Below are 26,601 nucleotides of genomic sequence, written 5' to 3'. Positions count from 1 at the left end.
GTGGAGCCGGAGGCCGGGGTGTCGAGAAAGCTTTGCCACCTGCCAGAGGGGGCTTCTCGCAGGACGCCGGAGAGCCGGTTGGCTATCCGTACCGGCGTTCCTAGGCTGACTTGGGGTTACCCAGATCGTGCAATGCGCTGAGTGGGTGGGTGCTGCCGGAGCGCCCGTCGGGGATGTCCGCACGTCATGTCTTGCCGGGGGGAACCGTGATGCCGGAACAGATGGGGCGCTGGCCGTTGGTGGGCCGCAGGCAGGAGTTGGAGGCTTTCGCCGGTGCGTTGGCGGACCCGGGATGCTGGGGGTTCGTGGTGGGCGGATCAGCCGGGGTGGGCAAGTCCCGGCTGGCCGAGGAATGCCTGGAACGGGCCGCGGCGGCGGGTTTTCGAGTGGGGCGGGCCACGGCGAGTACCGCGGCGGGGGCGGTGCCGCTGGGGGCGATCGCGCATCTGCTGCCCGCCGGGGTGGATCTGTCCGACCCGGTGACCGGGTTCGCCGCGGTCGCCAGGCGGCTGACCGTCGGGGCGGGGCTGCGGCGAGTGCTGTTGGTCGATGACATGCATCTGCTGGACTCGGCCTCCGCCATGCTTCTGCGGCAGCTGATGGATTCTGGAGCGCTCCTGCTGATCGGTACCGTTCGCAGCGGGGAGCCTTACGGGGAGGCTGTTGCGGCGCTGTGGGGCGGGGACGCGGTGCATCGGGTCGATCTGACCGTCCTGAACTCGCGGCAGGTCGAGGCACTGCTGCGGGCTTCGCTCGGCGGACCGGTCGCCCGGCGTGCTCTGCACGAGCTGTCGGCTGCGAGCGGTGGCAACGTGCTCTATCTGCGCGAACTGGTCCTCGGCGCCCTGGCTTCCGGGTATCTGACCGAGGACGGGGAGCTGTGGCACCTGGCTGAGGGCCGGCTCCCGGCCACGGCGCGGCTGACCGAGGTGATCGGCGCCCGGCTGGCGGCGGCCGGCGCGACCGGGCGCCCCGCGCTGGAACTGCCGGCGCTGTGCGAGTCACTGCCTCTGGCCGATGCCGAAGCCGTCGTCCGGCCGCAGGTGATGGCGGCTCTGGAACAAGCGGGGCTGATCCGCGTCGTTCAGGACCGGCGTCGTACCACGGTCCTCCTGACCCATCCGCTGTACGGCGAGGTGCTGCGCGCCGGTCTTCCTGCGCCGTCGAGCCCTGCTGCTGGACCAGGCCGTACGCGTCGAGACCCGCGGTGCGCGCCGCGGAGGCGACCCGTGCGCGTCGCCACCTGGCGACTGACCGCCACTGGCACAGCTGACCCCGCCCTGCTCTCCCAGGCTGCCGCGGTGGCCCGTCACGCGCACGACTACCCCCAAACAGTCGCTCTTCTGCAGGCGTTACCCGAAAAGCACCACACCACCGCCACCGGCTTGATGCTGGGCAACGCCTTCTTCGAGATGGGCCGCTGGGAGGAGGCCGAGGCCGTGCTCGTCCGGGCCGACGCCCTTGTCCGCGGCGAGCAGGACCAGGTCGCGGTCGCTCTGGTCCGTACGATAAATCTGCTGTGGAGCAACGCTCCCCTCGCCGAGGCGCTCGCGGTCAACGCAGCCGCTCGGGACCGAATCAGCAGTGAGGCGGGCCGTCACGAATTCACCGTCAATGAGGGTTTCATGCGGATCGTCGGCGGCCTGCCGAGTCAGGGGCTGGCCCTGCTGGAGGACCTGGAAACCGAGGTGCGCGGTGCCGGCGACGTCAACGTCTGGTTGCGGGGGGCCTGGATTGGATGAAAGCCTTCGCACTGGCGCTGGTGGGCCGCACCGCGGAGGCCGTGACCTGGGCGGAGCACGCTCACGCCGGTCATCGCCAGGTCGACGAACGCGCCCTGGTCTCCCATCCCGCCGTACAGCGCGTCCCGCTCGTCCTCGCACTCAGCGAGGCCGCCCGCCCGGCCGAAGCCCGCCGGGAGGGCGAGCGCGCCTACGCCGAACCGGTCGCTGCCGATTCCGTCGTACGGGTCTGGATGGCGGCCTTCCTCGGCCGTGCGGAGTGGCTGGCGGGCCTGCCGGCGACGGCCCGCCGCTGGTGGGCCGAGGCCGCCGCGCTGGCCCGTACCTTCGACCACGTCATGGCCCTGCGCCTGGCGCTTGGAGGTCTCACCGCGTGTGCGGCCGTGCTCGGTGACATGGACGCCGTCGGGACGTCGCTGGCCGAACACCGCACCCTGCCGCCGCAGGCACCGGGCCTGCTGTCCGCCGGCGAGGAACGCCTGGGCGAGGCGTGGCTGATGGCCGCCCGCCGGCACCTGGGGAGCCGTCGCCCGTCCGCGGTGATGACGGAGCCCCAGCCCGCGGCGGTGCCGCCCAGGACGCCCAGCACCAGACAGCACAGACCGAGCGCCCGGCCCACCGGATCCAGTCCGGCGCCCTGCCGGTGGTGCACGGCCATGGGGACGATCGACGACACACCCCACAGGGCCCAGACGAGACCCACCGCGGCACTGGCCGTGACCAGCCGCAGGCCTGTGCGCAGCGCGCCCCGACCCAGACCCCGGACGAGCCGGTGCACCGGGACCAGGAACACGGCCAGGCACCACAGGCTGTAGCCGGTGAAGACCGTGCCGCCGGCGGCGAGGAGCACCGCTCCGGTCCCCTCCGCGAGGAGCGAGCCGTACCGGGTGCGTACACCGGAGGAGAGGAAGAGGACCGCGTACAGCGCGGTGGCCGCGAGGGTGACGGCGATGTGCAGCCGTCCGGTCAGCAGGCGGGGGCCGGGGCAGGCCGATCTCGATGACGGCCGGCGGGAGGAAGGCGAGGGCGGCCGTCTCCGTCTCGCGGCCCAGGAGATGAGTCAGCCGCGGGAGCCCCGGCCACAGCCACTCCAGGTACGTCGTCGGAGCGGCCAGCAGGGCCATCGCCGCGGCCATGCAGAATCCGAAGCGGCACAGGCAGCGCACCGCGAAGAGCGAGTCGCTCCCGGTGCGCAGCAGACGCAGTTCGTAGCGGCCCAGCCACAACGCGGCGAGGGCCGGGAGGTACGCGAGCAGGTCAGACACGTGGCCGCTCGGACCGGCGGGAGGGCGCCCCGACCAGGGTTCCGGCCCGTCCGTGGTCCCGTCCCGGCACAGGCCCCTCCCCCAGCGCGCGGTGCAGGATGAGGGAGGCGAGCAGTTCCGCCTCCTGCTCGGCGGGCTCGGCGTACACGGTGCGGCCCAGGACCCGGCGTACCAGGTCGGGGGAGAGTCCGGGCAGCAGTGCGGGTACGCCCGGCGCCTCGGAAGCGGGCGACCGGTCGTGCCCGCACAGCAGGTGGGCCGCCTCGTGCACGAGGATGTGCTGCCGGTGCAGTGCGCTGGTCCCCGGGGTGCACAGGATGTAGTCGGCGTGGTCGGTCGTCACCAGCAGACCGCACGGGACCCCCGCGTCCACCCCGACCGGCAGGATCTCGATCGGGCGGCCACGGCGTTCGGCCAGGAGGACCAGGAAGGTCTCGGCGTCGAAGGGGTCCGGCAGCTCGATCCCCTCCGCGAGGGCGCGGGCCTTCCGCCACAGGCGTCTGTGCGACCGATCGGTGAGCATCAGGGACCCCTCCCACCGGAGACGGCGCCGCTCCGCGTCTGCTGCCGTCGAGCGGCCCGGCGTCCCTTCCCCGGACCACTCCGACATCCGCCCCGAAGGGTCACCTGATCGATCAAAGCGTATTTTTTGATCGTACAACCATCCGGTCATACGTCGACAGAGCGCACATCGCGCCCCCGTTGCGCGCCTCCTGTCCGCCAAAATGCGCCGCGTGCGCCCCCGGGCGGAGCCACCTCCCGCGGCCGGTCCCGACACCCGTGGAACCGCGGCGGAACCGGCGGCCGTGCCCGGAGCGGATTCCGGTGCCGGGGCGAACTGCCGCCCCGGCACCGCCGTGTCACCGCCGTGTCACCGCCGTGTCACTCCTCGTCGCGCAGCCGGGCCGCCAGGGCGGTCAGCGGCCGGGCCTCCTCGGTGTGGCCCAGGGCGGTCAGGCGGGAGGCCGCCGCGTCGAGGCGGGTGAGGGCGGGGACGGGGCGTTCCAGGTAGAGGCCCTCCACGGCGCCCGCGAGACGGACGCACTCGGCCCACTCCCCGGCCCACTCCTCGGTGTGCTCCTGCTCCGGGCCGGGCTCGCCGAGCAGGGCGAGGGCCTTGTCCAGCGCGGCCAGGGCGTCCTCGTACTCACCCGCGTAGGCGTTGACCCGCCCGTGTTCGTACGCCAGGGCGGTGTCCAGGGAGCGACCGCGTGCCTCGTACGCGGCGGCGCGGGCCTCATCGGCGATCCGGCCGGCGGCGGAGAGGAGGGCGAGGGCGTCGGCCAGGCCTTCGGCGCCCTGCTGCTGAGCCTGGAGGCGGGCGAGTTCGCGCAGGCAGTTGCTGAGCTGCTCGTAGCGCGGGTCCCGCGCGTGGGCGGCGAGTGCCTGGTCCGCCGCCTCGCGGGCCCGGCCGAACTCGCCGGACTCGCCCAGGAGTACGGCCGTCTCCGCGGCGATCATGGCGTGGCTCCCCGGGTCGTCGTCCCAGCCGGCCGACTCGGCCGCGAGGGCGACGAACTCCGCCGTGGCCGCCTTGAGGTCCTCCCCCACGTGCAGCGCGCGGGCGCGGGTCAGACGCAGCTGGGCCACGATCCGGTCGTCCAGCTCACCGGCGGCGACGTCCGGTTCGGCCAGCAGGGAGTCGAGCAGAGCGATGCAGTCCTCGACGCGCCCCAGGTCGAGACTGAGCTGGGCCGCGTTGCTGTAGGTACAGAACGCCTCCGTCCGGCTGCCGCGGCGCAGGTCCACCTCGGCCGAGCGCGTCAGGTGCCGCAGGGCCTCGTCGGGGCGGCCCAGGCGTATGCAGGCCTCGGCCAGATCACCGTGGAGCCGGCCGGTGCCGACCGCGTCGGCCGGCCAGTCGGCGGCCAGTCGCAGGCCCTCGGTGAGGTCCGCGCAGGCGGCCTCGGCGTCCCGGAGGCCGAGCTGGAGCCGGCCGCGCAGACCGAGCGTGCGGGGAAGGTGCCAGGCGGGACCGTGCGCCTTCAGCCGGTCGAGGACGGCGTCGATCCCGGCGACCGCGGCGGGCAGGTCGCCGGCGAGGGCGTGGGTACTGGCCCGCAGCAGCAGGGCGCCGGAGATCTGCCCGGCCATGTCGTGCCGGACGGCGAACGCGTGCAGCAGATCCGCCTCGGCGAAGACCGGCGCGACGTGCTCCTCGCTGTGCGAGGTCTGCAGGCGCAGGCCGAGCGCGGTCGCCCGCATCCGCAGCAGGCGGGCCTCCTGATAGGGAGCGAGGCCGGAGCTCTCCTCCTGCAGGCGGACGAGGGAGGCGTGGGCTGCGGTCAGCGCGGCGGCCCTCGCCTCGGCTCCGTCCGCTCCGTCTGTTCCATCTGCTCCGTCGGCACCCGGCACGGGCATCTCGGCGGTGGCGAGCAGGGCGCAGGCATGGGCGAGCGCCGCGTGGCCCGGCGCTCCGGCGTCTTCGTACAGACCCGCGGCCTCCTCCTGGAGGTCGGCGGCGTCGGCGAACTCGTCCTTCTCGGCCGCCCGGCCCGCCTCGTCGGCCAGCAGGTCCGCGCGCAGCCGTACGAGCGGGCCCACCGCCGGGTCGTCGGGGTGGGTGTAGCCGCGGGCCGTGACGAGCGTGCGCAGCCGCGCCCAGCAGGCCGGCGCGTCCGGGTGCGCCTGCTCCTCCAAGGACCGTGCGTGCAGGATGAGTTCGGGCAGCGAGTCGGGGACGGCGGCGACCGTACGGGCGGTGGACGCGACGGGCACGGCGGATGCGGCGGCCGGGGCGGCCGGGGTCATGTCGTCCAGGCCGCGGGGGCGCAGGGTCAGCTCCAGCGACTCCAGGAGCGGGGCACGGTCGAGCCGGGACCTGCGGCGGTCGGCGTGGGCCGTGGTGCCGTTGCGGGCGTCGAAGCGGGCGGCGAGGTCGTCGGCGCGGCCCCGCACCTCGGCGCGCAGGCCGGCCACCGTCCAGGTGCGGCCCGCGTACCCGGCGGCGGGCAGTTCGTCGTGGCCGAGGAGTCCGACGCGCTGCAGGAGAACCTCCACACCGGTGAGGAAGTCGAGCTGGTCCAGCGGCGATTCGACCTCGTCGAACAGGTTCCGGTTCTCGGACAGCAGTTCCAGGCCGCGTGCCTCGTTGCCGGTCAGGGCGCAGAACTCCAGGTGCCGGCCGACCTCGCCGGACATCGACGGGTTGCGGCGGCAGCCGCGGTAGCCGGCGAGGTGCAGTTCGCGTGCCCGGTCGGTGTCTCCGGTGCGCAGCAGGGGAAGCACCGCGTACGACAGGGAGCGGGCCGGCTCCTCCTGGCAGGACTCCTTCCCGGCCAGGACGGGCTCCCAGGCGCGCAGTGCCCGCACGTCGTCGCCCTCCGTGAGGTGGTACAGGGCGCGCTCGCAGATCTCACAGGCCTCGCAGTCGCTGAGCCGGGTGCGGGTGCGGGCCGCCCACAGCTCGAAGGCGGCGGCGGTGTCCTCGCCGACGTGGGCGGCGAGCTGGTACGTCTGTCCGTAGTAGGGCTGGAGACCGAGCCCGGCCTTCTCGTAGCGGTCGCGCATCTCCGTCAGCCACTGGCGCAGGCTGACCAGCGGTATCCCGGGCAGCGCGCGCAGGGCGTTCGCCACCCACTTGAACCGCCAGAACAGCAGGTGGCGCATGCGCTCGTCGAAGACGTCGGGCTGCTCGTCGAAGAGCGTGAGCAGCCGGGCGAAGACGACGGGCGACTTGCGGGGTTCGGAGCCGTAGGTGTACGCCTCCTGCAGCTCGAAGAGCGCGCGGACGAGCGGGACGGCCTCGTCGAACCGCTCGGCGGCGTCGACGAGTTCCTCGGCGGTGACGGTACGGGTGCGGCCGTAGGGGCGCCGGCCGTTCTCCTGGAGCGCCCGGTACAGCTCGTCCGTGTTCTGGGGATGGGGTGCGGTCGGCATCGTCAGCTGTCCTTGCGGAGGGCGTGGGCGAGCAGGTCGAGGAAGGAGCGGTTGATGAGGCTCGACTCGGCGGGCCTCAGCGGGCGCCGGGACAGCATCGCGGCCTGCCCGTAGAGGGCTTCGGCGCTGGTGCGGGCCAGCTCGGGTTCGCCGATGGTGACGGCGGTGCGCACCAGCGGGTTGAGCTGGTTGAGGATCAGCTGGGCCCGTGGGGCCTCCTGGCGCAGGGCGCCGAGGATGTCGCCCCACAGGCCGCCCTCCTGCTCGCGGGCGAGCTGGGAGCGGGTGCGCTCGTGCCGGGCCTCCCGGCTGTCGACGAGGAGGGCGGGGGCGGAGGCCGGCTGGAAGGTGCGCAGCGCGACGTCGCAGTCGAAGACCGCGAGGGCGTCGCGGGCCTGGGCGAGGTAGGCCGCGGCGGCGAGTTCCGTCTCCCGGTCGACGGGGTCGAGGTGGGCGGTGAGGGTCTCGGGGTCGAGGTCGGCGACGGTGGCGCCGGGGTTGATCTCGGGCAGCCGGTGGACCAGTTCGCGGTCGTAGGTGTAGCCGCCGTTGACGACGCCGAGTCCGGCGGCCGAGGCGATCGCGGCGACCTGCCGGAACTCCTCCACGCTGGACGTCACGAGCACGGTGCGGTGGGTGCGCGCGAACTCGTCGAGGGTGGTGTGCCCGTCGGTGGTCTCGAACGGCAGCCAGGGCAGCAGCATCCGCAGGATCTCGTCGTCGTGCACCGCGAGCGACTTCACGGCCAGGTGGTGGGCGTGGAGGAAGCGGGCGAGCAGGTCCGGGTCGCTGGCGGCGGCCCGGGCGATCCACGCGCGCAGCCGCTCGGCGAGGGCGTCGCGGACGGCGGCGAGCGTGTCGTCCTCGTACAGGGACTCGCGGGACGCCGTAGGGCGCAGGCTCTCGGCGTCGACGACGCAGCGGACGAAGAACGCCCACTCGGGCAGGATCTCCTCGGCCTGCTCGGACAGCAGCATGCCCTTGACGTGCACGCGGTGGCCGTGGCGGCGCCCGGCCGGCACCGTCTCGGGCAGCACGCACGCGATGCCCTTGAGGCCCACGGCCGGCAGGTCCAGTTCGATGGTGTCCAGGGGCGTGAACCCGAAGACCTCCTCGCCGTACGCGGCCAACGCGCGGGAGCGGGCTCCCGGGGTGGGGTACGTACGTGCCCAGGGCGCGGGTTCGGGGTTGACGGTGGCGCCCGGGCCGCCCGTACCGCCGCCCGTACCGTCGTCGAAGGTCACCGGGTGGCGCAGCAGGGAGCCGAAGTGCCGGGCCAGCGCGTGCACCTGGGCCGGACGGGTCCACTCGCCCGCGTCGGCGCGCGGCGTCAGCGTGACGGTGGTGCCGGGCCGGGGGCGGGCGGTGGCGGGCAGGGTGCGGACGGTGTAGCTGCCGTCGCCGCGTCCCCGCCATTCGACGGCGGGCGCGTCGGGGGTGCGGGCCGAGCGGCTCAGGACATGGATCTCGTCCGCGACCAGGAAGCACGAGAGCAGGCCGATCCCGAACTGGCCGATGAAGTCGCCGCGTTGCTCGGTGATCCTCCCCCAGCCCTGGACGGGTTCGTCCGAGGGGGCCGCCAGGGCGCGCTTGCTGCTGCGGCCGATGGTGGCGAGGAAGGCGTGCACGTCGGCCTCGGTGAGGCCGACGCCGTCGTCCTCGACGCGTACCACCGAACCGTCCGCGTACAGGCTGATCCCGAAGGCGTGGGCGGGCGCGGGCTGTTCGAGAAGGTGCCGGGCGGTCAGCGCGTCCACCGCGTTCTGCAGGAGTTCACGCAGATAGACGCGGGGACTGGAGTAGAGGTGGTGGGAGAGGAGGTCGACGAGGCCGCGCAGGTCCACCTGGAAGGTGCGGTCGGCGCCGGCCGGGTTCGATGCGGTGTCGGGCAGAGTCATCGGGCAGTCCGAAGGAGGAGGGGCAGAAGATGCCGGGGCGGGAGGGGCCTGAGCGGGAAAGGCCGGGGCGGGAGTCGGGACCGGCCGGCGCTCAGGCGCGGCGGTGGTGGCGCGCGAACTGCTTCTCGGGGTCCGCGAGATAGGTCCAGGGCCACTTGGTGTAGGCGCCGTCCAGCGTCCGGAAGACGCGCCGGACCGTGTGACGCTCACCGGCCAGCGACAGGGCCATGGCGAACATGTTGAAGTCGTGCTGCCAGCCCGGACGCCGCACATGGGAGGGGTGGAGGATGCTGTGGTCCGCCGCCTCCCGCAACTGCGCCTGGATCTCGGGGGTTTCGAGGTAGTCCCCGCGCTCCGACTCGACCCACTCCTCGATGTACGCCATGGCGATCACGCAGCCGAGGCGGTGCCCCTGCGGGGCGCGGGCGAACGCCTCCTGGGCGAACGCCAGCGCCTGGCCCGGCTCACCGCCCCAGCGGGGCTGCAGCTGTGACACCCACTCGATGTGGGTCTCCAGGTCCAGCGGGTCGCGGCGCAGGGCGGCGTCGCGGCGGGTCTCGCTGACGGTGGGGCCCAGCGACATACCGCGCCCGGAGGTGAGCAGGCGGCGCCACGGCGTGACCCAGTCGGGCCGCAGCTCGGCGGCCTCGAGCAGCTGCTCCTCGGCGATGTGGAGCCGCTCGTGGAAGATCCTCCACTGCTCCTGCGTGACGTTCACAGCGCGGTCGGCGGTACGCGCCTCCCAGCCCCAACCGATGTGGCGCGTCCCGGATATCAGCAGGGCCTCCGCCCGGTGCTCCTTGTCCTCCTCGACGGCCCGGCCGATCCAGTCCTGCACGCCGTCCAGGTCGGCCAGCTCGCCCAGCACCTGGTGGTCGCGGCCGGGGTCGAAGGGGGCCAGCGCCGCCTTGACGGCCTCCCAGTCGCCCGCGTCGGCCGCCTCGACCAGCGCGAGCACCCGCGCGTCCCCGAGTGCGCGCAGCGTGTACACGCCGTGCTTCTGCCTTCGCGGGACGGGAAGGGCGTGCGGATCCGCCCCGGGTCTTTCCGCCCCCGGTCTTTCCGCATCCGCGCCGAACAGTTTGCCGAACATACCGCGCCCTCCCCTGGTCCCACATGATCTTCGGGTGCAGCATAGACGGCCCCACCGACACCACTTCCACGGGATTTTCACCGGCTCGGCACGGGTCCGGCGCCGCTCTTCCGCCTCGACGGACCCTTGACGTGGCCACTACACGTCCGAAGAATGACCAGAGCCATCTGACAACGTTGTCGGACGTGAATGGAGACCTCCGTGCACGCAGGAACGCACCGGTTCGGACGCGGAGTGCCGGCGTGGCTCGCCGCAGCCGTGAGCGTCATGGTGGGACTGGGGGGCCTCACTCCCCCGGCCTCGGCGGCCGACGGAAGGGCGGCGGTCACGTCGTGGAACGTGACGCACCGGGCGGCAGAGCCCGGCGAAGCCCTGACCGCGCGGCTGCAACTCGACGAAGCCGAGGGCACCTTGTCGCTGGGCGTCCGCCGCGGCAGCAGCACCGTGCTGGAGCCCGCCCCGGTCGGCATCACCACCGACGCCTCCGACCTGACCTCGGGTCTGCGGCTTCGTGGCCGCACCGTACGGAAGGTGACCGAACGCTACTCCACGACGACCGGTAAGCAGCGCCGGCGTACGGCCCCGATGACCGAGGCGCGGTTCTCCTTCGCCAAGGACGACGGCGCCCGGCTCGACCTGCTCGTCCGTGTCTCCGACGACGGCTTCGCCTACCGCTACGTCCTGCCCGGCAAGGACCGGGTGACGGTGCTCGGTGAGGCCTCCGCCTTCCAGGTGCCGGGCGACGCGACGGCGTGGCTGATGCCGTACACACCCAACTACGAACGGCCGCGCACCGAGACCACCGCCTCCGGCGCCGCGGCCGGCGACTACGGGTACCCCTCGCTCTTCCGGGCCGGCGGGTCCTACGTCCTGCTCACGGAGTCGGACGTGGACGGCCGTTACGCCGGCAGCCGTCTCGCGCACGAGGCCGGAAGCGGCCGCTACACCGTGGAACTGGCCGACGAACGCATCGCCTCGTCCGGTCCGCTGGCGACCCCGTGGCGCACCGCCGTCATCGGCGACCTGGCCACCGTTACGGAGTCCACCCTCGTCGACGATCTGGCGCCCGACTCGCGGGTGGCGGACACCTCGTGGATCCACCCCGGCAAGGTCGCCTGGTCCTGGCTGGCCGGATTCGGCGCCGCGCAGCGCAGCCTGGAGACCCAGCAGCGGTTCGTCGACTACAGCGCGGCCCACGGCTGGGAGTACACGCTGGTGGACGACGGCTGGAAGACCGAGGACTGGATGCCGCGGCTCATCCAGTACGCGCAGCGGCGTGGTGTGAAGATCCTGCTGTGGATGCACTGGACCGACCTGGACACGGCTGCCGAACGCGAGGAGACCCTGGACAAGGTCAAGGCCTGGGGCGCGGCCGGGCTGAAGATCGACTTCATGGATTCGGACGCACAGGAGCGTTTCCGCTGGTACGACGACATCCTCGAGGCGACCGCGGAACGCGAACTGCTGGTCAACTTCCACGGATCGACCCTTCCGCACGGCATCCAGCGCACCTGGCCGCACGTCATGTCGATGGAGGCCGTCTACGGCGCCGAGCAGGGCAGCGTGTCCCTGACCGACGTCACCACCCTGCCCTTCACCCGGAACGTGGTCGGCTCCATGGACTACACGCCCATGGGCTTCCAGTTCGGCACCCGCACCACCTCGGAGGCCGCGGAGCTGGCCCTGTCCGTCGTGTACGAGTCCGGCTTCCAGAACTTCGCCGGTTCGGTGGAGGCCTACCGGTCCCGTCCGGAGCTCGAACGGTTCCTGGAGCAGGTTCCGACCGTCTGGGACGAGACGCGGCTGCTGTCCGGCCACCCCGGTGACGGGGCGACCGTCGCCCGGCGCGACGGCGACCGCTGGTTCGTCGGCGACGTCACGGCCGCCGACGGGCCCGCCACGCGACGCGTACCGCTGGACTTCCTCGGCAGTGGCAACGGCAGTGGCCGCTGGCGGGTGGAGGTCCTGCGGGACGGACCGGACGGCCTGGTCCGCGACTCCCGGGTCACCGACCGCCACGGCGTCCTGACGGTGCCCACCACGGCGGGCGGCGGGTTCGCCGCGGTGCTCTGCCGTGCCGTGCCCGGCCGCACCACGTGCGACCGGCCCGTGGGCCGGATGCCGTTGACCGCCCTGTCGGCCACACCGCAAAAGGCGCAGGCCGACCCGGGGACGGCGGTCGACGTCGAGGGCGCGTTCCAGGTGGAGGACTTCGGTCCGGTACGCGACGCCGAGGTGCGGGTGAGCGCCCCGCAGGGATGGACGGTCACGGACGCCACCGCTCACGCCGGCGAACTCGCCACCGGCGCCACGCTCCGCGCCCGTGCCGTCGTGCACGTCCCGGCGGACGCGGCGTACGGCTACCACGATGTGGTGGTGAGCGCCTCCTACCGGGCTCCGGGCGAGGAACCGGGTGGTGCCCCGCTGCGCCACGAGCGGACGGTACGGGTGTTCGTCGCACCTCCGGGAGTGGACTACGTGAGCGATCTGCCGTTCGCGGCGGAGCGCAACGGCTGGGGACCGGTCGAGCGCGACGCCTCGAACGGGGAGAACGCCGGCGGCGACGGCGGTCCCCTGCGCATCCGGGGCACCGCGTACGACAAGGGCGTCGGCATGCACGCCGCGGCCGAGGTGTCCGTCGACATCCGTGGCGCGTACGACCGCTTCCAGGCACATGTGGGCGTCGACGACGAGGTCGGCGGCGCGGCCACGGTCGTCTTCGAGGTGGTGGGTGACGGGCGACTGCTCGCACGGACCGAGGTGATGACTCCCGCGGATGCCGCTCGCGCACTCGACGTCGACGTCAGTGGAGTCCAGCGGCTGACCCTGCGTGTCACCGACGGCGGCGACGGCATCAACTTCGACCACGCGGACTGGGGGGACGCGCTCCTGCGCCTGGCCGACGCAGACGCAGACGCCGACGCCGACACCGACGCCGACACCACCTGACAGCGGCCGGGGTTGACCCTCGACCTTGTCGAGGGATCAGGGTTCCGGGTGTGGAGAACGAGATGCGCAGTATCGGGGAGATGGCCCGGGACGGCGGACTGAGCGTGAGCGCGCTGCGGTTCTACGACCGTGCCGGTGTGCTGGTCCCGGCCTGGGTGGACCCGGTGAGCGGCTATCGCTGGTACGAGCCCGGGCAGCTCGAAGAGGCCCGCCTGCTGGCCCGGTTGCGCCGGGCCGGGATGCCCCTGGCGGACATCCGCCTGGTGCTGGCCGGCTGGTCGAGCGCGGACACCGACCTCGTCCGGACGCTGCTCAGGGCTCACCTGCGCCACCTCGAAGAAGGGCTGTCCGATGCCCGCAGCGAGTTCTCCGCACTCCGCGTCCTGCTCGACCACAGGGAGAACGTCATGACCTCGCTCCGCACCACCACCGTTCAACTGTCTTTTCCGGCAAAGGAGTTGGCCGCCGCCCTGGACGCGGTCCGTTTCGCGGTGAGTACCGACCCGGGTCTGCCGATGCTCGGCGGCATCCTGTTCGACATCGAGGGCGGGAACCTCGACGTCGTGGCCACCGACCGGTACCGGCTGGCTGTCGCACGGTCCGGTGTCACCGGACACGAGGGGCAGCGCGAACAGGTCATCGTGCCCACCGCGCTCGCCGACGCGATGCGGGCGCTGCTCGACAGCGAGGGGCCGGCTCGGCTCTGCGTCGACGGTGACCGCGTGACGCTGGAGGCCGGGGACCGGCAGGCGGCGGGCCGGTGCCTCGACCACGGCTTCCCCGACCACCGCCGTCTCGTTCCCCTTGCCGACCGACGCCACGCCCTCGTCGAGGTGGCCGCGTTCCGGCAGGCCCTTGCCGCCGGTCCTGTCCGGTCGGACGAGTCCGGCGCACAGGACCTCAGTGTGCTCAAGGTGGAGGACGGCGGGACCGTCACCCTCTGCGCCGACGGTGACGACGACCCGGACCGCGTCGCCGTGAACCGCGACTTCCTGCTGGACTCGCTGGCGGCGGGGGCCCGTGACCGGCTGATCCTGGAAGTCGGCGTCCCCACGGCTCCGATCGCGGTTCGCCGGCCCGACGACGAGAACGCCTTCTCGATCCTGATGCCGGTCCGCCTGGAGGACTGACGGTACGTCCCTGCCGGGACCGTCGACCGCGCGCGAACACAACTGCTGTGCAACTGAACTGACGTCGACCGGCCGAGGGTGTGGGTCGCCCGGCTGGGTGAGGACGAGAAGCCGGTGTCACGAACCCATGGGGCGGAACCGCACCTCCGCCCAGACGGTCTTCGTGTACGCGTCGCGGACGGCGCGTCCCCAGCGGTCGGCGTAGGCCTCCACGAGGAGCAGTCCGCGGCCCGAAGTCCCCTCGTCGGGTTGCGGAGGTGCGGACGGCGGCAGGTGCTCGGGGCGGGTGTCGGTCACCTCGACGCGGAAGCAGTCGGGCAGGAGGAACAGCGTCAGGCGGAAGTCCCGGCCGGGGAGGCTGCCGTGGCGGACCGCGTTCGACGCCAGTTCGGCGGTGACGAGGGCGACGGCGCCGGCCGGGTCGGACTCGTACGGCAGGCCCGTCCACTCGGTGAACTGCTGGACGGCGAGCTGACGGGCGAGGCGGGCGCCGCGTCTGGTGCTGCTGAAGCACAGCGTCAGCCGGTGAGTGGGGGCGTGAGGCGGCTTGGCCTCGTCGGTGAGGTGCTGGTGGGTCACGGTGTCAGCGTGGTGGTGTGTAGCCCCCTTGACCAGGTACGACGGCCGTACTCCGTCCTTGTCGTACGACGTCGGCGGCCTGGTTGTACGGGCGTTGTACGGGTCCGGTGCGTGTCCCGGTCGCCGCGCCTCGCGTTGGACATGGACCGGTGGCGAGCGCGGCCGTGGGCGGGGCGCGGAGCGGGATGGGAAGGGCGTGGGACTGTGGGAACGGTACGGGACGTACGGGAGACGCGGACGGGGCGGGGCGCGAAGGCCAAGGACGAGGGGCCCGATGTGCCGGGCGAGTGGGCGGCGTACGGGGTGCTGTTGCAGTACCTGCGCAAGCGGGCCGGGTTGAACCAGCAGCAGCTCGGGGACGCGATCGGCTACTCGCTGGAGCAGGTGGCCTCGGTGGAACAGGGGCGACGTCCGGCGAAGGTGGCGTTCACGGCGGCGGCGGAGCGGGTGCTGGAGGCGGGCGGGGTGCTGGACGCGCTTCAGGGGGAGGTGGATCGGGCGAAGTTGCCGAAGTTCTTCCGCAATGTCGCGCTGCTTGAGGCGGAGGCGGTCAGCCGGTTCGAGTACGAGCCACTACTGGTGTCGGGGCTGTTGCAGACGGAGGCGTACGCACGGGTTCTGTTCGCCGGGCACTGCCCACCGCTGAGCGAGGAGATCATCGACCAGCACACGGAAGCGCGGCTGGGTCGGCAGAAGCTACTGACGCGAGCGCCGCTCGCCGAACTGTCGTTCATCATCGGCGAGGAGGCACTGCGGAATCCGGTTGGCGACAGGGACGTCATGCGCGAACAATGGCAACACCTCCTGGCAGTACAGGTGTTGCGGAACGTGGAGGTCCAGGTGATGCCTGCCTCATGCGGGCTCCACCCCGGTCTGAACGGCCCGTTCGTGATGCTGGAGACCAAGGAACACAAGCACCTGGGTTACATCGAGTCTCAGGACGTCGGGTGCGTCGTGCATGATCCCGCAGAGGTCAGTGCATTCGGCATGCGGTATGGCAAGCTGCGGTCACAGGCTCTGAACGGCGTCGAGTCTGCGCGGCTCATCGAACGGCTGGTGGGAGAGACATGAGCGTGGAGCAGGTATCCGAGAACGTGAACGGGCTGCGCTGGTTCACGAGCAGCTACAGCGGCTCGGGAGGTGGCAACTGCGTGGAGGTGGCCGCCGGTCTGGACGCCGTGTACGTGCGGGACTCGAAGACTGCGGGTGGCGGGCCGATAGTGCGGGTGGGCCAGAGCCAGTGGACGGCGTTCGTGGCGCTCGCCGTGGAGTAGAGCCGGACACGCCTTGAGCGCGACAGCGGACTCGCCTCACCGCGGTCGGTGGGTCCGTTCTCCTCCTGGTGTCACATATCGCCGCGCTGCGCTGTCAGTAGTGCGTATCGACGACTCGACCAGGAGAACGCCATGGAATCGCGTGTGAACTACTTCGGCAACGCCGTCGCGGGCAAGGTGATGAAGCACATCAACTCCGCGGGCAAGGTCGCCTCGGACGCGGGCCTGCCCGCCGCGACGCAGGAACTGGTGAAGATCCGCGCCAGTCAGATCAACGGCTGCGGTTTCTGCACCGACATGCACACCAAGGACGCTGCCGCCGCCGGCGAGACCCAGCAGCGGCTCAACCTCGTCGCGGCCTGGCGGGAGGCCACGGTCTTCACCGAGGCGGAGCGCGCGGCGCTGGAGCTGGCCGAGCAGGGCACCCGTATCGCCGATGCGGCGGGTGGCGTCAGCGACGAGGCCTGGGCGGACGCCGCCAAGCACTACGACGAGGACCAGCTGGTCGCGCTCATCTCCCTCATCGCCCTCATCAACGCCTACAACCGCATCAACGTGATCAACCAGCAGCCCGCGGGCAGCTACCGGCCGGGCCAGTTCGGCTGACAACCGGCGATTCACCACCGACGGCCGACCGCCGACCGCTGCCCGACGGCGGAAGCGGTCGGCCCGCTCGGGCAGGCGAGGGCACGGACACAGGTCAGGCCATGGGCCGGGGAGCCCGCAGGCGTACGCCCGGCCCACACATCATGTGCCACCACGGACCGGTGGCTTTGTCCACGAGGACAGACAGCAGCGCTGGCGGTCAGCCGCGCACGTGCAGCCCGAAACCCGTGCGGCCCGCCGGTTCCAGTCCCTCCTTCAGGTGCAGCGAGGGGATCTCGTAGTCGCCGAAGTTCTGCCGCCGGAACGCGATCGGCTCGGTCGACTCCAGGGTCAGCAGGCGCTGTTCCCAGGCCTTGGCGACGTCCGGGTAGTCCTCGGTGGTCGTCCGGTCGGCGCCGTACAGCACGAACGGCGGCAGCACCTCGATACCCGGGTAGTAGAGGATGCCGTGCTGGATCGGGAACAGCAGATCGTCGATGGGCCCGCCGATCCCGCGAGCGGCGTAGTGCGGCTCCGGGCCGCCGACGGTCACCGACAGCACGGCCTTCCGGCCCGCGAGGGTGCCTTCGCCGAAGCGCTCGCCGTACTTCGTGTCGCTGTGCTCGCCGACGCCGTACGCGAAGTGGAAGGTGAACACCCGGTCCACCCAGCCCTTGAGGATCGCGGGCATCGTGTACCACCACAGCGGGAACTGGAAGATGATCGTGTCGGCCCACAGCAGTTTCTCCTGCTCGGCGCGAACGTCCGGCGTGAGCGTCCCGGCGTCGAAGGCCCGGCCCGAGTCCCGGGCGACCTTCAGCGGGCTCGATGCGTCGGGGCCGTAGTCCGTGGCGTCCACGACCGCCTTCCAGTTCATCGCGTACAGATCGCTCACCCGCACCTCGTGCCCGGCGCTCTCCAGCGTGGACACCGCGAGATCCTTCAGCGAGCCGTTGAGCGACTCCGGCTCCGGGTGGGCGTAGACGATCAGCGTCTTCATGGGAACTCCTTCGATTCGGATGTCTCCGATCCTGGACGTTCCGCCGTCCGGCATTCAGGGGCTCCTCATCCGTCGGACGGGACTTCCTGGTAACGGCAGGACCACCCTCACGGGCTCCTGCCGAAGCCATACTGGGCACATGGACGATCTCGCGGGTTTCCTGCGGACCCGGCGTTCCCGGGTCGACCCGGCGGCCGCCGGCATCCCCACCGACAGCCGCCGCCGGGTCGAAGGGCTGCGCCGCGAAGAGGTCGCGCACCTGTCCGGAGTCAGCGTCGACTACTACGTACGCCTGGAGCAGGGCCGCGCGACCCAGCCCTCCGAGCAGGTCCTCGACGCCCTCGCCCTCGCCCGCGTCCTCGACCTCGACGAGACCGAACGCGGACACCTCTACCGGCTTGTCCGACAGCGCCGCCACCACGCGAAGGCACCGAGTGGGCGGGTCCGGCCGGAGCTGCTGCGCGTCCTGGACCTGGTGGGCGACGCACCCGCGCTGATCATGAACCACCGCATGGACGTACTCGCCGGAAACCGCCTCGCCGGACTCCTCTACGGCCGCCCGATGCCGGGCCTGAACACTGCCCGGCACATCTTCCTCGAGGAAGCCGAGCGCGGCCTGTACGCGGGCTGGGAGAACTGCACCCTCGACGCGGTCGGGCACCTGCGCCTGGCCGCCGGCAAATACCCCGAGGATCCCCGCCTGGCCTCACTCATCGGCGAGCTGGCGATGGGCAGTGAACGCTTCCGTCGCCTCTGGGCCCGCGCGGACGTGCGCGCCCGCACCCATGGACGCAAGGCGTACCGGCACCCTTTGGTCGGACTGCTGGAACTGCACCATGAGAACTTCGCGCTGCCGAACGAACCAGGCATCGAACTACTGGTGCTGCACGCGGCCCCTGCCAGCCCCGCCGAGGACGGACTGCGCCTGCTCGCCAACCTGGGCGCGGACGACGGCGATGCGCATCCCCCGGTGAACGCCCGGATCCACGAGTGACTCAATGCCCCCACCGCCGAGAATTCCCGCCACGCGAGAAGCCGGGATGGTGTGGGCCGCTACCGAGTCCGCTGGACAGTTCGGTTTCCGTGTGCGGCAGGGTGCCTCCCAAAATGCTGTACATCTGCTGGCGTTTTCGTGGACAAAGCCGAACCGGGTCCGCTCATCCGTCAGCGCGCTGCCGTCCTGGTATCGGCGCACCCTGCGCGTGCCCGCTGTAGCATGAGAGCCCTTTGTGACGGAAAGGGCGCTCATGTACACCGGGGATGACGTCAACTCTCTGGAAACGGCGACGAAGCAGTTCCTCGCGGCGCGTCCTCAGCTCTTCGGAATCGCCTACCGCATGCTGGGCAGTGCCGCGGAGGCCGAGGACGTGTGCCAGGAGACATGGGTCCGGTGGCAGAACGCCGACCGCTCGGTCATCGTCGAACCGGCGGCCTTCCTCGCCACCGTCGCCACCCGTCTCGCCATCAACACCGCCCGGTCCGCCCGGGTGCGGCGCGAGGCGTACGTCGGACCGTGGCTCCCCGAGCCGATCGACACCGGTCCGGACCCGCAGGTGGGGGCGGAGCGCGCCGAGGCGGTCGAGATGGCGGTGCTCCTCCTCCTGGAGAAGCTGAACCCGGTGGAGCGGGCGGCCTACGTCCTGCGGGAGGCGTTCGACTACCCCTACCGGCAGGTCGCCGACATCCTGGAGACCGGTGAGGCCAACAGCCGCCAGCTGGTGAGCCGCGCGCGCAAGCACCTGGCCGCCGAGCGGCGGGAGCAGGTCGACCGCGGCAAGCACCGGCGGCTGCTGGAGGTGTTCCTGACCGCGGCGCGGACGGGCGAGCTGAAGGCACTCGAAGAGGTTCTCGCGGCGGACGTCGTCAGTTACACCGACGGGAACGGGATGCGGGGCGCGTCGCGGGTCCCGGTCGTCGGGCTCTCCCGCGTCTCCCGCTACCTCGTCGCCTTCGCGCCGCGTTTCTGGCCGGAGTCGGACGTCCGCTGGGTCGAGGCCAACGGCCGCCCGGCCGTTCTCGTCCGGTCCGGTGGGAACGCGGTCGCCCTGCTCTGCGTGGACGCGTCCGCGGAGGGCATCGACCGGATCATGTGGGTGCTGGCCCCGGCCAAGCTGGCGCCCTTCGTGGCGTCGCTGGAGTCCTGAGCCGGTCGCCGACGGACCGGAAGGCCGGGCTGCCGTCCGGGACGGGAGGACCGCGCCGGTCACAGTGGTCACCGCGGTCGATGGACGACTGCGACCGGCGCCTCCCCGGTGAGTCCGCGCAGGGTGCGCAGGGTGCGCAGCGACTCACCACTCCCCCGGCAAGAGCCTGCTCACCGCTCCTGCGGCAGGAGCCTGCTCAGCCCTTCTCGACCAGGGTGAGGATCTCCGTGGCCACCTCCGTCGCGTCCTCGACGGTGTCGGCGGTGTAGAGGGAGTCGATCATGAAGTGGTCGATCCCGGTGCGCTCGTGCACGGCCTTGACGGTGTCGACGACGGCCGGGAGCGGGGTGCCGGCGTCGATGTTCACACGAAGGACCGCGCCGATGTCCTGCGGGTCGCGGCCGGCTTCCCGGGCCAGGCCGTCGATGAGGGCGCGCTGGGCGACGAGTCCGTCGATGTCGACGTAGCTCGGCACCACGCACAGCGGCAGCCAGCCGTCGCCCCGCAGCGCGACCCTGCGCAGGGCGCGCTCGGACATCGCTCCCAGGTAGACGGGCGGGCGGGGGCTCTGCCGGGGCTTGAGGGGGGCGTGGTGCAGCGGCACGGTGAGGTGGGTGCCCTGGTACTCGGCCGGGTCGGTGGTCCATATGGCGTCGAGGGCGTCGAGCAGTTCCTCCATCCGCGCACCGCGCCGGTGGAAGTCGAGGCCGGCGGCCTCGTACTCCTCGGGGGACCAGCCGATGCCGAAGCCGGGCAGCAGACGTCCCTCACTCACCAGGTCGAGGGTGGTCAGGGAGCGGGCGAGCTGCACCGGCGGGTACAGCGGCGCGATGAGTACGTGCATGCCCAGCTGGACGCGCTCGGTGACGCTCGCCGCCGCGCCCAGCAGGACGAACGGGTCGGCGGCCGGGTTGAGTTCGGCCGGAATGGTGTTGCCCTGGCCGCCGTAACCGATCTTCGGGGACACCGCGGCCAGGTTGCGGTCCCCGACCCACAGGCTCGCGGCACCGGCCTCTTCGACCGCACGGGCGAACCGCGCGATCCGCGAGATGCCGAAAGCCTGCTTGTGGAACTGGGGAAGCGCGAAGCCGATCTTCATGTTCTGTCTTTCCTTGCGGAGGCACGGCCGGGCGGCCGTCGGCCGCCCGGAAGGGTCGGGTGCCCGGCACGTGATCACCGGCCATCCGTCGCCAAGTCGAGTCCCCCATAAGGTAATTGACCGCACAACCATCTGGCGCGAAGGCACGCCGCGGGGGCCGGTCCGACGCGGGGTGCCGTACCCGGAGATCTCGGGCACGACGACCACGGCAGCGACGTACGCGGCCTGTACGAGCCCTCTACGGGCCCCGCAGCGCGCCGGACGCGCGTTTCCTGTCACAGATCGAAGAGCTGCCCTGTCTCTACTGACGAAGACGTGAAGAGCTTCGCGAAGAACTCCGAGAGGACGCACATCATGAAGGTCGTAGTCATCGGCGGTACGGGCCTCATCGGCTCCAAGCTGGTCGCCAGGCTGGACGAACACGGCCACGAGGCGGTGGCCGCCGCTCCCGGCACCGGCGTCGACACCCTGACGGGCGAGGGCCTGGCCGAGGTGCTGCGGGGTGCCTCGGTCGTGGTCGACGTCTCGAACTCCCCCTCGTTCGAGGACGAGGCCGTCCTGGAGTTCTTCCGCACCTCCACCGGCAACCTCGTGAAGGCGGCGGCGCAGGCCGGCGTGACCCACCACGTCGCGCTGTCCGTGGTCGGCACGGAGCGGCTCCAGGAGAGCGGCTACTTCCGTGCCAAGCAGGCACAGGAGGAGCTGATCAAGGGCTCCGGGATTCCGTACTCCATCGTGCACGCCACGCAGTTCTTCGAGTTCATGAAGGGCATCACCGCCGCGGCGACCGAGGGCGGCACCGTGCGTCTCGCGCCGGTCGGGATCCAGCCCATCGCCTCCGACGACGTGGCCGCCGCCGTGGGCCGCACCGCCGCCGGGGAACCCCTCGGCGGGGTGCTGGAGATCGCCGGGCCCGACGTGTTCCAGCTGGACGAGCTCGTCCGCGAGGCCCTGACCGCCGAGAACGACCCGCGCACGGTCGTGGCGGACCCCAAGGCCCCGTACTTCGGCGCCGTGCTCCAGGAGACGACCCTCCTGCCCGGCCCCGGCGCTCGGATCGCCGAGACCCGGTTCACCGACTGGGTCGCGCGGCAGCAGTAGGCGTTCCGGACGCACGGGCGGCCCCTGTCGCAGGGGCGCCGGCGCCGAGCGCCCCGGGCGCGTCCGGAGCCCCGGCAGGTCCTGGCGCCGGCCGGCCCTGACACCGACCGGCCGGGCAGGTTACCGCCGGCTCCGTATCAGCAGGTACAGGAAGTACGGCGTGCCGATCACCGCGGTCATCAGGCCGGCGCCCAGCTGGGCGGGGGCGATCACCGTGCGGCCCAGGAGGTCGGCCGTGCAGACGAGGGCCGCGCCCAGCAGGACCGCCACCGGCACCACCCGTACGTGCCGCCGGCCGACCAGGGCACGGGCCGCGTGCGGTGCCACCAGGCCGACGAAGCCGATCGTGCCGGCCGAGGCGACGGCGGTGGCGCTGAGCAGGACGCTCACCACCAGGAAGCCGAGCCTGGCCCGGGACAGCCGCAGGCCCAGGAGCCGCGGTGTGTCCTCGTCGAGGGAGACGAGGTCCAGCTCGGTGCGCCGGGCGAACGCGACGACGAGGCCGGCCAGCAGTACGAGCGCGACGGGCAGCACGTCCGGCATGGTCCGCCCGTACGTCGAACCCGACAGCCAGGTCAGCGCCTTGGTGGCGTTGAACGGGTCGGTGAGCACGATGAGCAGGCTGATCAGCGCCGCGGTGCCGGCGGCCACGCCGATGCCGACGAGGACCAGCCGGTTCTGCCGGTAACCGCCCCGGGCCGCAAGACCGAAGACGACCACGGAGGTCAGCGCGGCGCCGGCGAACGCGGCACCCGCGATGCTCCAGGTGCCGGCGACGGGCGCGGTGGTGACCAGGAGCACGGCGCCCAGCGCGGCGCCGCCGGACACGCCCAGGACGCCCGGCTCCGCGAGCGGGTTGCGGGTGACGGCCTGGACGAGGGTGCCAGCCAGGGCGAGCGCCGCGCCGGCGCACAGGGCCGCGAGCACCCGGGGCACCCGGGTCTCCAGGACGAAGGACACGGCCTGTCCGGCCCGGCCCTGCGTCCAGTTCACGACGTCGCCGAGCAGGAGTTTGCTGTCGCCCAGCAGGAAGCCGGCGAGGGCGGTGCCGACGACCACGGCGACGAGGCAGACCAGTGTCACCGTGAACACCGTCCGGCTGGGGATGCGCAGCCGGTCCGGCGCGTCGGACCCCGACGTGTCCCGCAGGCGCAGGGCCATCGCCACCAGGAAGACGGCGCCGACCAGGCTGGTGACGACGCCGGTGGGCACGGCGACCGCGGTGTCCGAGGGGACGAGGGCCCGGAGCAGCACGTCCGACCCGAGGACCAGCCCCGCGCCGACGAGGCCCGCCGCGGGCATGGCCGTACGGGAGCGGGCGAAGCCCCGGAAGCGGCGGGCGAGCGGGCGCACCAGGGCCGGTGCGCACAGGCCGACGAAGCCGATGGGCCCGGCGAGGGTGACCGCCGCGGCGGACAGCAGCGCCGCCAGGACGACCACCGTCACACGGGTGGCGCGGACCGGGACGCCGAGGCCGCGCGCGGCGTCGTCGCCGAGGGCCAGCGCGTCGACCCGGCGGGCCGTCAGCAGCAGGCCGGCGAGCCCGGTCACGGCGACGGGCAGCATCTGCAGGACGCCGTCGAAGCCGTTCTGGCTGATGCTGCCCTGGTTCCACTGGTAGAGGCCCTCGGTCTGCTCGGGGAACAGCAGGAGCAGTCCCTCGGTCGCCGAGTTCAGGCCCAGGGCCAGCGCCGTACCGGCGAGGACCAGGCGTACGGTCCCCGTGCCGAGGCCGGACAGGGCGAGTACGACGGCCGCGGCGAGGAGTCCACCGGCGAAGGCGACTCCGGAGGAGGCGAGCAGCGGGAGCGAGACGCCGGTGGCGCCGACCAGTCCCAGGGCCAGGTACGAACCGGCGTTGACCGCGAGGGTGTCCGGGGAGGCGAGCACGTTGCGGCTGACGGCCTGCAGCACGGCGCCCGCCGCGCCGAGGACGACGCCGACCAGGATGCCGGCGGTCATGCGGGGCAGCCGGGAGGCGATCACGACGGACGCGTCGGCCGAGTCGGCCCGCCCGGTCAGGGCCTTGAACACCTCGACCGGTCCGACGTCGGCGGTGCCCTGCGCGATGTCGACGACCGCGAGGGCCGCGACCACGAGGACGAGCACGGCTGTCACCGCGACCGCGCCCGTCCGGGACGTGGCCGTCGGCGGACGGGTGACGGGGGAGGTTGCGGTGACGGCCATGACTTCCGTGGTTTCCGTTGTTCCGGTCGGTTCCGCTGGTTTCCGTTACTTCGTCAGCGCGGCGACGAGACCGTCGACGTACGCCGACATCGCCCCGGGGCCGCCGAACATCCAGATGCCGTCGGGCAGACGGTGCACGTCACCGGCCTCGACGAACGGCAGGGACTTCCACACGGCGTTCTTCGCGAGCACGCCGGTGAAAGGGGTCGCGCTCTTGTCGTCGTCGTTGCCGATGTACGCGAACTGCGTGTCCTTCGGCAGGTCGGTGAGGCCTTCGACGTCGGTGGCCCCGAGCCCGTAGGCCGCGTCGCCCTTGACCTTCCAGGCGTTCTTCAGGCCCAGCTGCTTGTTGACCGTGCCGATGAGGGACTTGTCGGTGTACGGGCGCAGGGAGACCTGGTTCGAGGTGACGTAGCCGTCGGCGAAGGCGATCTCCGTGCCGGCGAGATCGGCGTCGGCGAGGGCCTTCCTGCCCTCGGCGAGCTTGGCCTCGAAGTCGGCGCGTGCCGTATCGGCCTTGTCGGTGGTGCCGGTGGCCTCGGCGATGAGGTCGAGGTTGTCCAGCATCCGCCCGATCTGGTCGGCGCCGTCGGCGGACTTCACCTCCAGCACGGGGGCGATCTTGCGCAGCTGCTTCAGCGCCGCGGGCGGCAGGTCCGAGGTGGCGACGACGAGGTCGGGCGCGAGGGCGGCGACGGTGTCCATGCTGGGCTCGCCGCGGGTGCCGATGTCCTTGGGCTCGTTCTTCAGCGGGACGGCGGAGTCCCAGGTGTTGTAGCCCTTGACGTCGGCGGCGCCGACCGGGTCGACGCCGAGCGTCACGAGGCTCTCGGTCACGTTCCACTCGGTGGCGACGACCTTGGTGGCCGGACCGTCGAGCTTCACCTTCTTGCCGGAGGCGTCGGTGAGGGTGATGGCCTGCGAGGTCTTCCCGGTCTTGTCGGCGGCAGGCTCGGTGGTGCCGCACGCGGCAAGGGTGAGGGCCGCGGCGGTGGTGGTGGCCGCGGTGAGCAGGAGGCGTCTCATGAGGTGGTGCCGAGCCTTTCGGAGGTTCGAGTGTGCCGGGTGTGGTGTCGGCCGACCGGGCGGGTGCGCAGCCGGCCGCTGAGGGGGTCCGTGTCGACGTCGATCCGGATGCCGTAGACGGCGGTGAGGCGCTCCGGGGTCAGGACGTCCTCGGGCAGGCCGTCGGCGACGACCCGGCCCGCTTCGAGCAGGGTGATCCGGTCGGCGAGGGCCGCCGCCTGGTCGAGGTCGTGCAGCACGACCCCGACGGCGATCCCGTGGTCGTCCGCCAGGTCGCGGACGAGGTCGAGGAGTTCGATCTGGTAGCGCAGGTCGAGGTAGGTCGTCGGCTCGTCCAGCAGCAGTACGCCGGTCTCCTGGGCGAGGCAGCTGGCCAGCCACACCCGCTGCAGTTGCCCGCCGGACAGGTGGTCGGCGCCCCGCTCGGCGAGGTCCGTGACACCGGTCAGCGACAGGGCCCGGTCGACGGCGGCCGACGCGTCCGGGTCGGGCCTGCCGAAGCGGCCCCGGTAGGGGTAGCGGCCGAACTCGACGACGTCCCGCACGGTGAGTCCGCCGGGCGTGGGGCGGCCCTGGGTCAGCAGGGCCACGTACCGCGAGAACTCACGGGCGTTCAGGGCGAGGCCGTCGGTGTCGGTGTCGATCCTGAGCGTGGCGTGGCGGGGCCGCTGCAGCCGGGCGATCGTCCGCAGGAGGGTGGACTTGCCGCTGCCGTTGGGACCGACCAGCACGGTCACCTCACCGGGCCGGAGCGCGACCGCGGCGTCGTGCACGACGTCGGTGCCGTCGTACGCGACGGTCACACCCGTGGCCGACAGTTCATGGCCGCGCAGACGCGGCGCGCCGGCTTGTTCTTCACCAGATCTCACCTGACGAAGGTTAGCCTAACCTTATTTGTGCTGGACAGGGGGTCCGGCCGGCAGCCCCGGGGGACGGCTCAGCCGGTCCGCCACGACCGGGGGTCCCACACTCCCGAGCGGCGCAGCGAGGCCGGGCAGTGCAGGTAGATCTCGTCGATCTCCAGGACCAGGGCCAGCGCGGGCCGCTGCCCCTTCACCGTCATGGCGTCGAAGAACGGGGCGTCGGTGAGGATGCGGGCCCTGCCGTTGACCCGCAGCACCTCCCCGCCGCCCGGGACCAGGTACAGCAGGCCGGCGTGCGGGTTGTCGAGGATGTTGCGGAAGCTGTCGCCGCGCCGGTTCCCCGGCCGGTCCGGCAGGGCCAGCGTGCCGGGGCCGACGACGTGCGTGAAGCCCGGCGCGTCCCCGCGCGGCGACACGTCGCAGTTGCCCCGGGAGTCGGAGGTGGCCAGCAGGCAGAAGGGCGAGCGGGCGATGATGTCCCGGTCCTGGTCGGCGAGCCGGTCGTGGACCTTGTCGATCACGATGGGCCAGGGCTCCCCCAGCAGCGCGCGCAGCTCGGCGTCCGACCCCAGCTCGACCCAGCCCTCTTCGTTCACGGCGTCCGGGGCCGCGGTGTCCGGCCCTGTCCCGGCGGTGTCGATCGTGTGCGGCAAGGCCGACTCCAAACATGCGTGCGGGCGACGAATAGTTGCACGCAGAACATTATCTGACCTTAGGCTTGCCTTACCTAACGACCCTGCGGTGACCGGTACGGGGCGGCGGTTTCTCGCCCGAGGCGCCCGAAGGG

Annotated in this window: 20 protein-coding genes and 1 pseudogene; 10 read left to right on the top strand and 11 right to left on the bottom strand. The window is 72.2% G+C overall.

The window, feature by feature from the left end:
• Positions 1-209: 209 nt before the first annotated feature.
• Positions 210-1,742 carry an AAA family ATPase gene (locus QFZ75_RS34235; protein WP_307543170.1) on the top strand — a complete coding sequence of 511 codons (1,533 nt, stop codon included), beginning with the start codon at positions 210-212 and terminating at the stop codon, positions 1,740-1,742.
• A complete protein-coding gene (locus tag QFZ75_RS34230; RefSeq protein ID WP_307543168.1) occupies positions 1,739-2,557 on the top strand; it encodes a hypothetical protein in 819 nt (272 codons plus the stop codon). Before QFZ75_RS34235 ends, QFZ75_RS34230 begins: the two co-directional genes overlap by 4 nt.
• Positions 2,558-2,999: 442 nt before the next feature.
• Here the strand turns inward: QFZ75_RS34230 and QFZ75_RS34225 are convergent, their stop codons facing one another.
• From QFZ75_RS34225 to QFZ75_RS34210, 4 genes are all read right to left on the bottom strand, one after another.
• The gene (locus QFZ75_RS34225; protein ID WP_307543166.1) at positions 3,000-3,530 is read right to left on the bottom strand and encodes a ParH-like protein; all 531 of its coding nucleotides are present in this window, start codon (positions 3,528-3,530) and stop codon (positions 3,000-3,002) included.
• Positions 3,531-3,889: 359 nt separating this feature from the next.
• Positions 3,890-6,886, bottom strand: coding sequence for a hypothetical protein (locus QFZ75_RS34220; protein WP_307543164.1), 2,997 nt, complete (start codon positions 6,884-6,886; stop codon positions 3,890-3,892).
• Between the two features lie 2 nt (positions 6,887-6,888).
• Positions 6,889-8,784 carry an HSP90 family protein gene (locus tag QFZ75_RS34215; RefSeq protein ID WP_307543162.1) on the bottom strand — a complete coding sequence of 632 codons (1,896 nt, stop codon included), beginning with the start codon at positions 8,782-8,784 and terminating at the stop codon, positions 6,889-6,891.
• 91 nt (positions 8,785-8,875) lie between these two features.
• The gene (locus QFZ75_RS34210; protein ID WP_307543160.1) at positions 8,876-9,877 is read right to left on the bottom strand and encodes a hypothetical protein; all 1,002 of its coding nucleotides are present in this window, start codon (positions 9,875-9,877) and stop codon (positions 8,876-8,878) included.
• A gap of 201 nt (positions 9,878-10,078) precedes the next feature.
• Between QFZ75_RS34210 and QFZ75_RS34205 the strand changes: the two genes are divergently transcribed.
• Positions 10,079-12,826 carry a glycoside hydrolase family 97 catalytic domain-containing protein gene (locus QFZ75_RS34205; RefSeq protein ID WP_307543159.1) on the top strand — a complete coding sequence of 916 codons (2,748 nt, stop codon included), beginning with the start codon at positions 10,079-10,081 and terminating at the stop codon, positions 12,824-12,826.
• 62 nt (positions 12,827-12,888) lie between these two features.
• Positions 12,889-13,956 (top strand): MerR family transcriptional regulator, encoded by a 1,068-nt coding sequence (locus QFZ75_RS34200; RefSeq protein ID WP_307543157.1) that lies wholly within the window; start codon positions 12,889-12,891, stop codon positions 13,954-13,956.
• A 117-nt stretch (positions 13,957-14,073) separates the two neighbouring features.
• Here QFZ75_RS34200 and QFZ75_RS34195 read toward each other — a convergent pair whose 3' ends face one another.
• Positions 14,074-14,535 (bottom strand): ATP-binding protein, encoded by a 462-nt coding sequence (locus tag QFZ75_RS34195; RefSeq protein ID WP_307543155.1) that lies wholly within the window; start codon positions 14,533-14,535, stop codon positions 14,074-14,076.
• 204 nt (positions 14,536-14,739) lie between these two features.
• Here QFZ75_RS34195 and QFZ75_RS34190 point away from each other — a divergent pair, with 204 nt between their 5' ends.
• The 3 genes from QFZ75_RS34190 to QFZ75_RS34180 all read left to right on the top strand — a co-directional run bounded on the left by QFZ75_RS34190 (position 14,740) and on the right by QFZ75_RS34180 (position 16,415).
• Entirely contained in the window at positions 14,740-15,606 is an 867-nt protein-coding gene (locus QFZ75_RS34190; RefSeq protein WP_307543153.1) for a helix-turn-helix transcriptional regulator, read from the top strand.
• Positions 15,603-15,809, top strand: a complete 207-nt coding sequence (locus QFZ75_RS34185; RefSeq protein ID WP_307543151.1) for a DUF397 domain-containing protein — start codon at positions 15,603-15,605, stop codon at positions 15,807-15,809. Before QFZ75_RS34190 ends, QFZ75_RS34185 begins: the two co-directional genes overlap by 4 nt.
• Before the next feature lie 132 nt (positions 15,810-15,941).
• Positions 15,942-16,415, top strand: a complete 474-nt coding sequence (locus QFZ75_RS34180; RefSeq protein WP_307543149.1) for a carboxymuconolactone decarboxylase family protein — start codon at positions 15,942-15,944, stop codon at positions 16,413-16,415.
• Positions 16,416-16,614: 199 nt separating this feature from the next.
• Here QFZ75_RS34180 and QFZ75_RS34175 read toward each other — a convergent pair whose 3' ends face one another.
• The gene (locus QFZ75_RS34175; protein ID WP_307543147.1) at positions 16,615-17,394 is read right to left on the bottom strand and encodes an NAD(P)H-dependent oxidoreductase; all 780 of its coding nucleotides are present in this window, start codon (positions 17,392-17,394) and stop codon (positions 16,615-16,617) included.
• Between the two features lie 139 nt (positions 17,395-17,533).
• On the opposite strand from QFZ75_RS34175, the gene QFZ75_RS34170 reads away from it, so the two are divergent.
• The gene (locus tag QFZ75_RS34170; protein ID WP_307543145.1) at positions 17,534-18,388 is read left to right on the top strand and encodes a helix-turn-helix transcriptional regulator; all 855 of its coding nucleotides are present in this window, start codon (positions 17,534-17,536) and stop codon (positions 18,386-18,388) included.
• A 253-nt stretch (positions 18,389-18,641) separates the two neighbouring features.
• Positions 18,642-19,538, top strand: coding sequence for an RNA polymerase sigma-70 factor (locus QFZ75_RS34165; protein WP_307543143.1), 897 nt, complete (start codon positions 18,642-18,644; stop codon positions 19,536-19,538).
• Positions 19,539-19,734: 196 nt separating this feature from the next.
• On the opposite strand, the gene QFZ75_RS34160 is transcribed toward QFZ75_RS34165, so the two are convergent.
• Complete coding sequence (locus QFZ75_RS34160; RefSeq protein ID WP_307543142.1) at positions 19,735-20,637, bottom strand: TIGR03619 family F420-dependent LLM class oxidoreductase; 903 nt, start codon at positions 20,635-20,637, stop codon at positions 19,735-19,737.
• 354 nt (positions 20,638-20,991) lie between these two features.
• Between QFZ75_RS34160 and QFZ75_RS34155 the strand changes: the two genes are divergently transcribed.
• On the top strand, positions 20,992-21,738 hold the full coding sequence (locus tag QFZ75_RS34155; protein ID WP_307544978.1) for an SDR family oxidoreductase: 747 nt from the start codon (positions 20,992-20,994) through the stop codon (positions 21,736-21,738).
• A gap of 120 nt (positions 21,739-21,858) precedes the next feature.
• Here the strand turns inward: QFZ75_RS34155 and QFZ75_RS34150 are convergent.
• The 4 genes and pseudogenes from QFZ75_RS34150 to QFZ75_RS34135 all read right to left on the bottom strand — a co-directional run.
• Positions 21,859-23,928: pseudogene (locus QFZ75_RS34150) on the bottom strand (iron ABC transporter permease); the annotation flags it as partial.
• Between the two features lie 42 nt (positions 23,929-23,970).
• Positions 23,971-24,951, bottom strand: coding sequence for an iron-siderophore ABC transporter substrate-binding protein (locus QFZ75_RS34145; RefSeq protein ID WP_307543140.1), 981 nt, complete (start codon positions 24,949-24,951; stop codon positions 23,971-23,973).
• Positions 24,948-25,820: an ABC transporter ATP-binding protein gene (locus QFZ75_RS34140; protein ID WP_307543138.1), complete on the bottom strand. Its 873-nt coding sequence runs from the start codon at positions 25,818-25,820 to the stop codon at positions 24,948-24,950. The genes QFZ75_RS34145 and QFZ75_RS34140 overlap by 4 nt, the downstream gene beginning before the upstream one ends.
• A 68-nt stretch (positions 25,821-25,888) precedes the next feature.
• Complete coding sequence (locus QFZ75_RS34135; protein WP_373465983.1) at positions 25,889-26,467, bottom strand: MSMEG_1061 family FMN-dependent PPOX-type flavoprotein; 579 nt, start codon at positions 26,465-26,467, stop codon at positions 25,889-25,891.
• Positions 26,468-26,601 lie beyond the last annotated feature (134 nt).

The organism is Streptomyces sp. V3I8, from assembly GCF_030817535.1.
GTDB lineage: Bacteria > Actinomycetota > Actinomycetes > Streptomycetales > Streptomycetaceae > Streptomyces.
Note: the sequence above shows the minus strand (reverse complement) of the source record. Positions and strands in the feature narration are given on the sequence as shown.

Bases quoted from the DNA above. Each gene is read 5' to 3' on its own strand.
- QFZ75_RS34235 (WP_307543170.1), top strand. From the start codon at position 210: ATGCCGGAACAGATGGGGCGCTGGCCGTTGGTGGGCCGCAGGCAGGAG.
- QFZ75_RS34230 (WP_307543168.1), top strand. From the start codon at position 1,739: ATGAAAGCCTTCGCACTGGCGCTGGTGGGCCGCACCGCGGAGGCCGTG.
- QFZ75_RS34225 (WP_307543166.1), bottom strand. From the start codon at position 3,530: ATGCTCACCGATCGGTCGCACAGACGCCTGTGGCGGAAGGCCCGCGCC.
- QFZ75_RS34220 (WP_307543164.1), bottom strand. From the start codon at position 6,886: ATGCCGACCGCACCCCATCCCCAGAACACGGACGAGCTGTACCGGGCG.
- QFZ75_RS34215 (WP_307543162.1), bottom strand. From the start codon at position 8,784: ATGACTCTGCCCGACACCGCATCGAACCCGGCCGGCGCCGACCGCACC.
- QFZ75_RS34210 (WP_307543160.1), bottom strand. From the start codon at position 9,877: ATGTTCGGCAAACTGTTCGGCGCGGATGCGGAAAGACCGGGGGCGGAA.
- QFZ75_RS34200 (WP_307543157.1), top strand. From the start codon at position 12,889: ATGCGCAGTATCGGGGAGATGGCCCGGGACGGCGGACTGAGCGTGAGC.
- QFZ75_RS34185 (WP_307543151.1), top strand. From the start codon at position 15,603: ATGAGCGTGGAGCAGGTATCCGAGAACGTGAACGGGCTGCGCTGGTTC.
- QFZ75_RS34180 (WP_307543149.1), top strand. From the start codon at position 15,942: ATGGAATCGCGTGTGAACTACTTCGGCAACGCCGTCGCGGGCAAGGTG.
- QFZ75_RS34175 (WP_307543147.1), bottom strand. From the start codon at position 17,394: ATGAAGACGCTGATCGTCTACGCCCACCCGGAGCCGGAGTCGCTCAAC.
- QFZ75_RS34170 (WP_307543145.1), top strand. From the start codon at position 17,534: ATGGACGATCTCGCGGGTTTCCTGCGGACCCGGCGTTCCCGGGTCGAC.
- QFZ75_RS34165 (WP_307543143.1), top strand. From the start codon at position 18,642: ATGTACACCGGGGATGACGTCAACTCTCTGGAAACGGCGACGAAGCAG.
- QFZ75_RS34160 (WP_307543142.1), bottom strand. From the start codon at position 20,637: ATGAAGATCGGCTTCGCGCTTCCCCAGTTCCACAAGCAGGCTTTCGGC.
- QFZ75_RS34155 (WP_307544978.1), top strand. From the start codon at position 20,992: ATGAAGGTCGTAGTCATCGGCGGTACGGGCCTCATCGGCTCCAAGCTG.
- QFZ75_RS34145 (WP_307543140.1), bottom strand. From the start codon at position 24,951: ATGAGACGCCTCCTGCTCACCGCGGCCACCACCACCGCCGCGGCCCTC.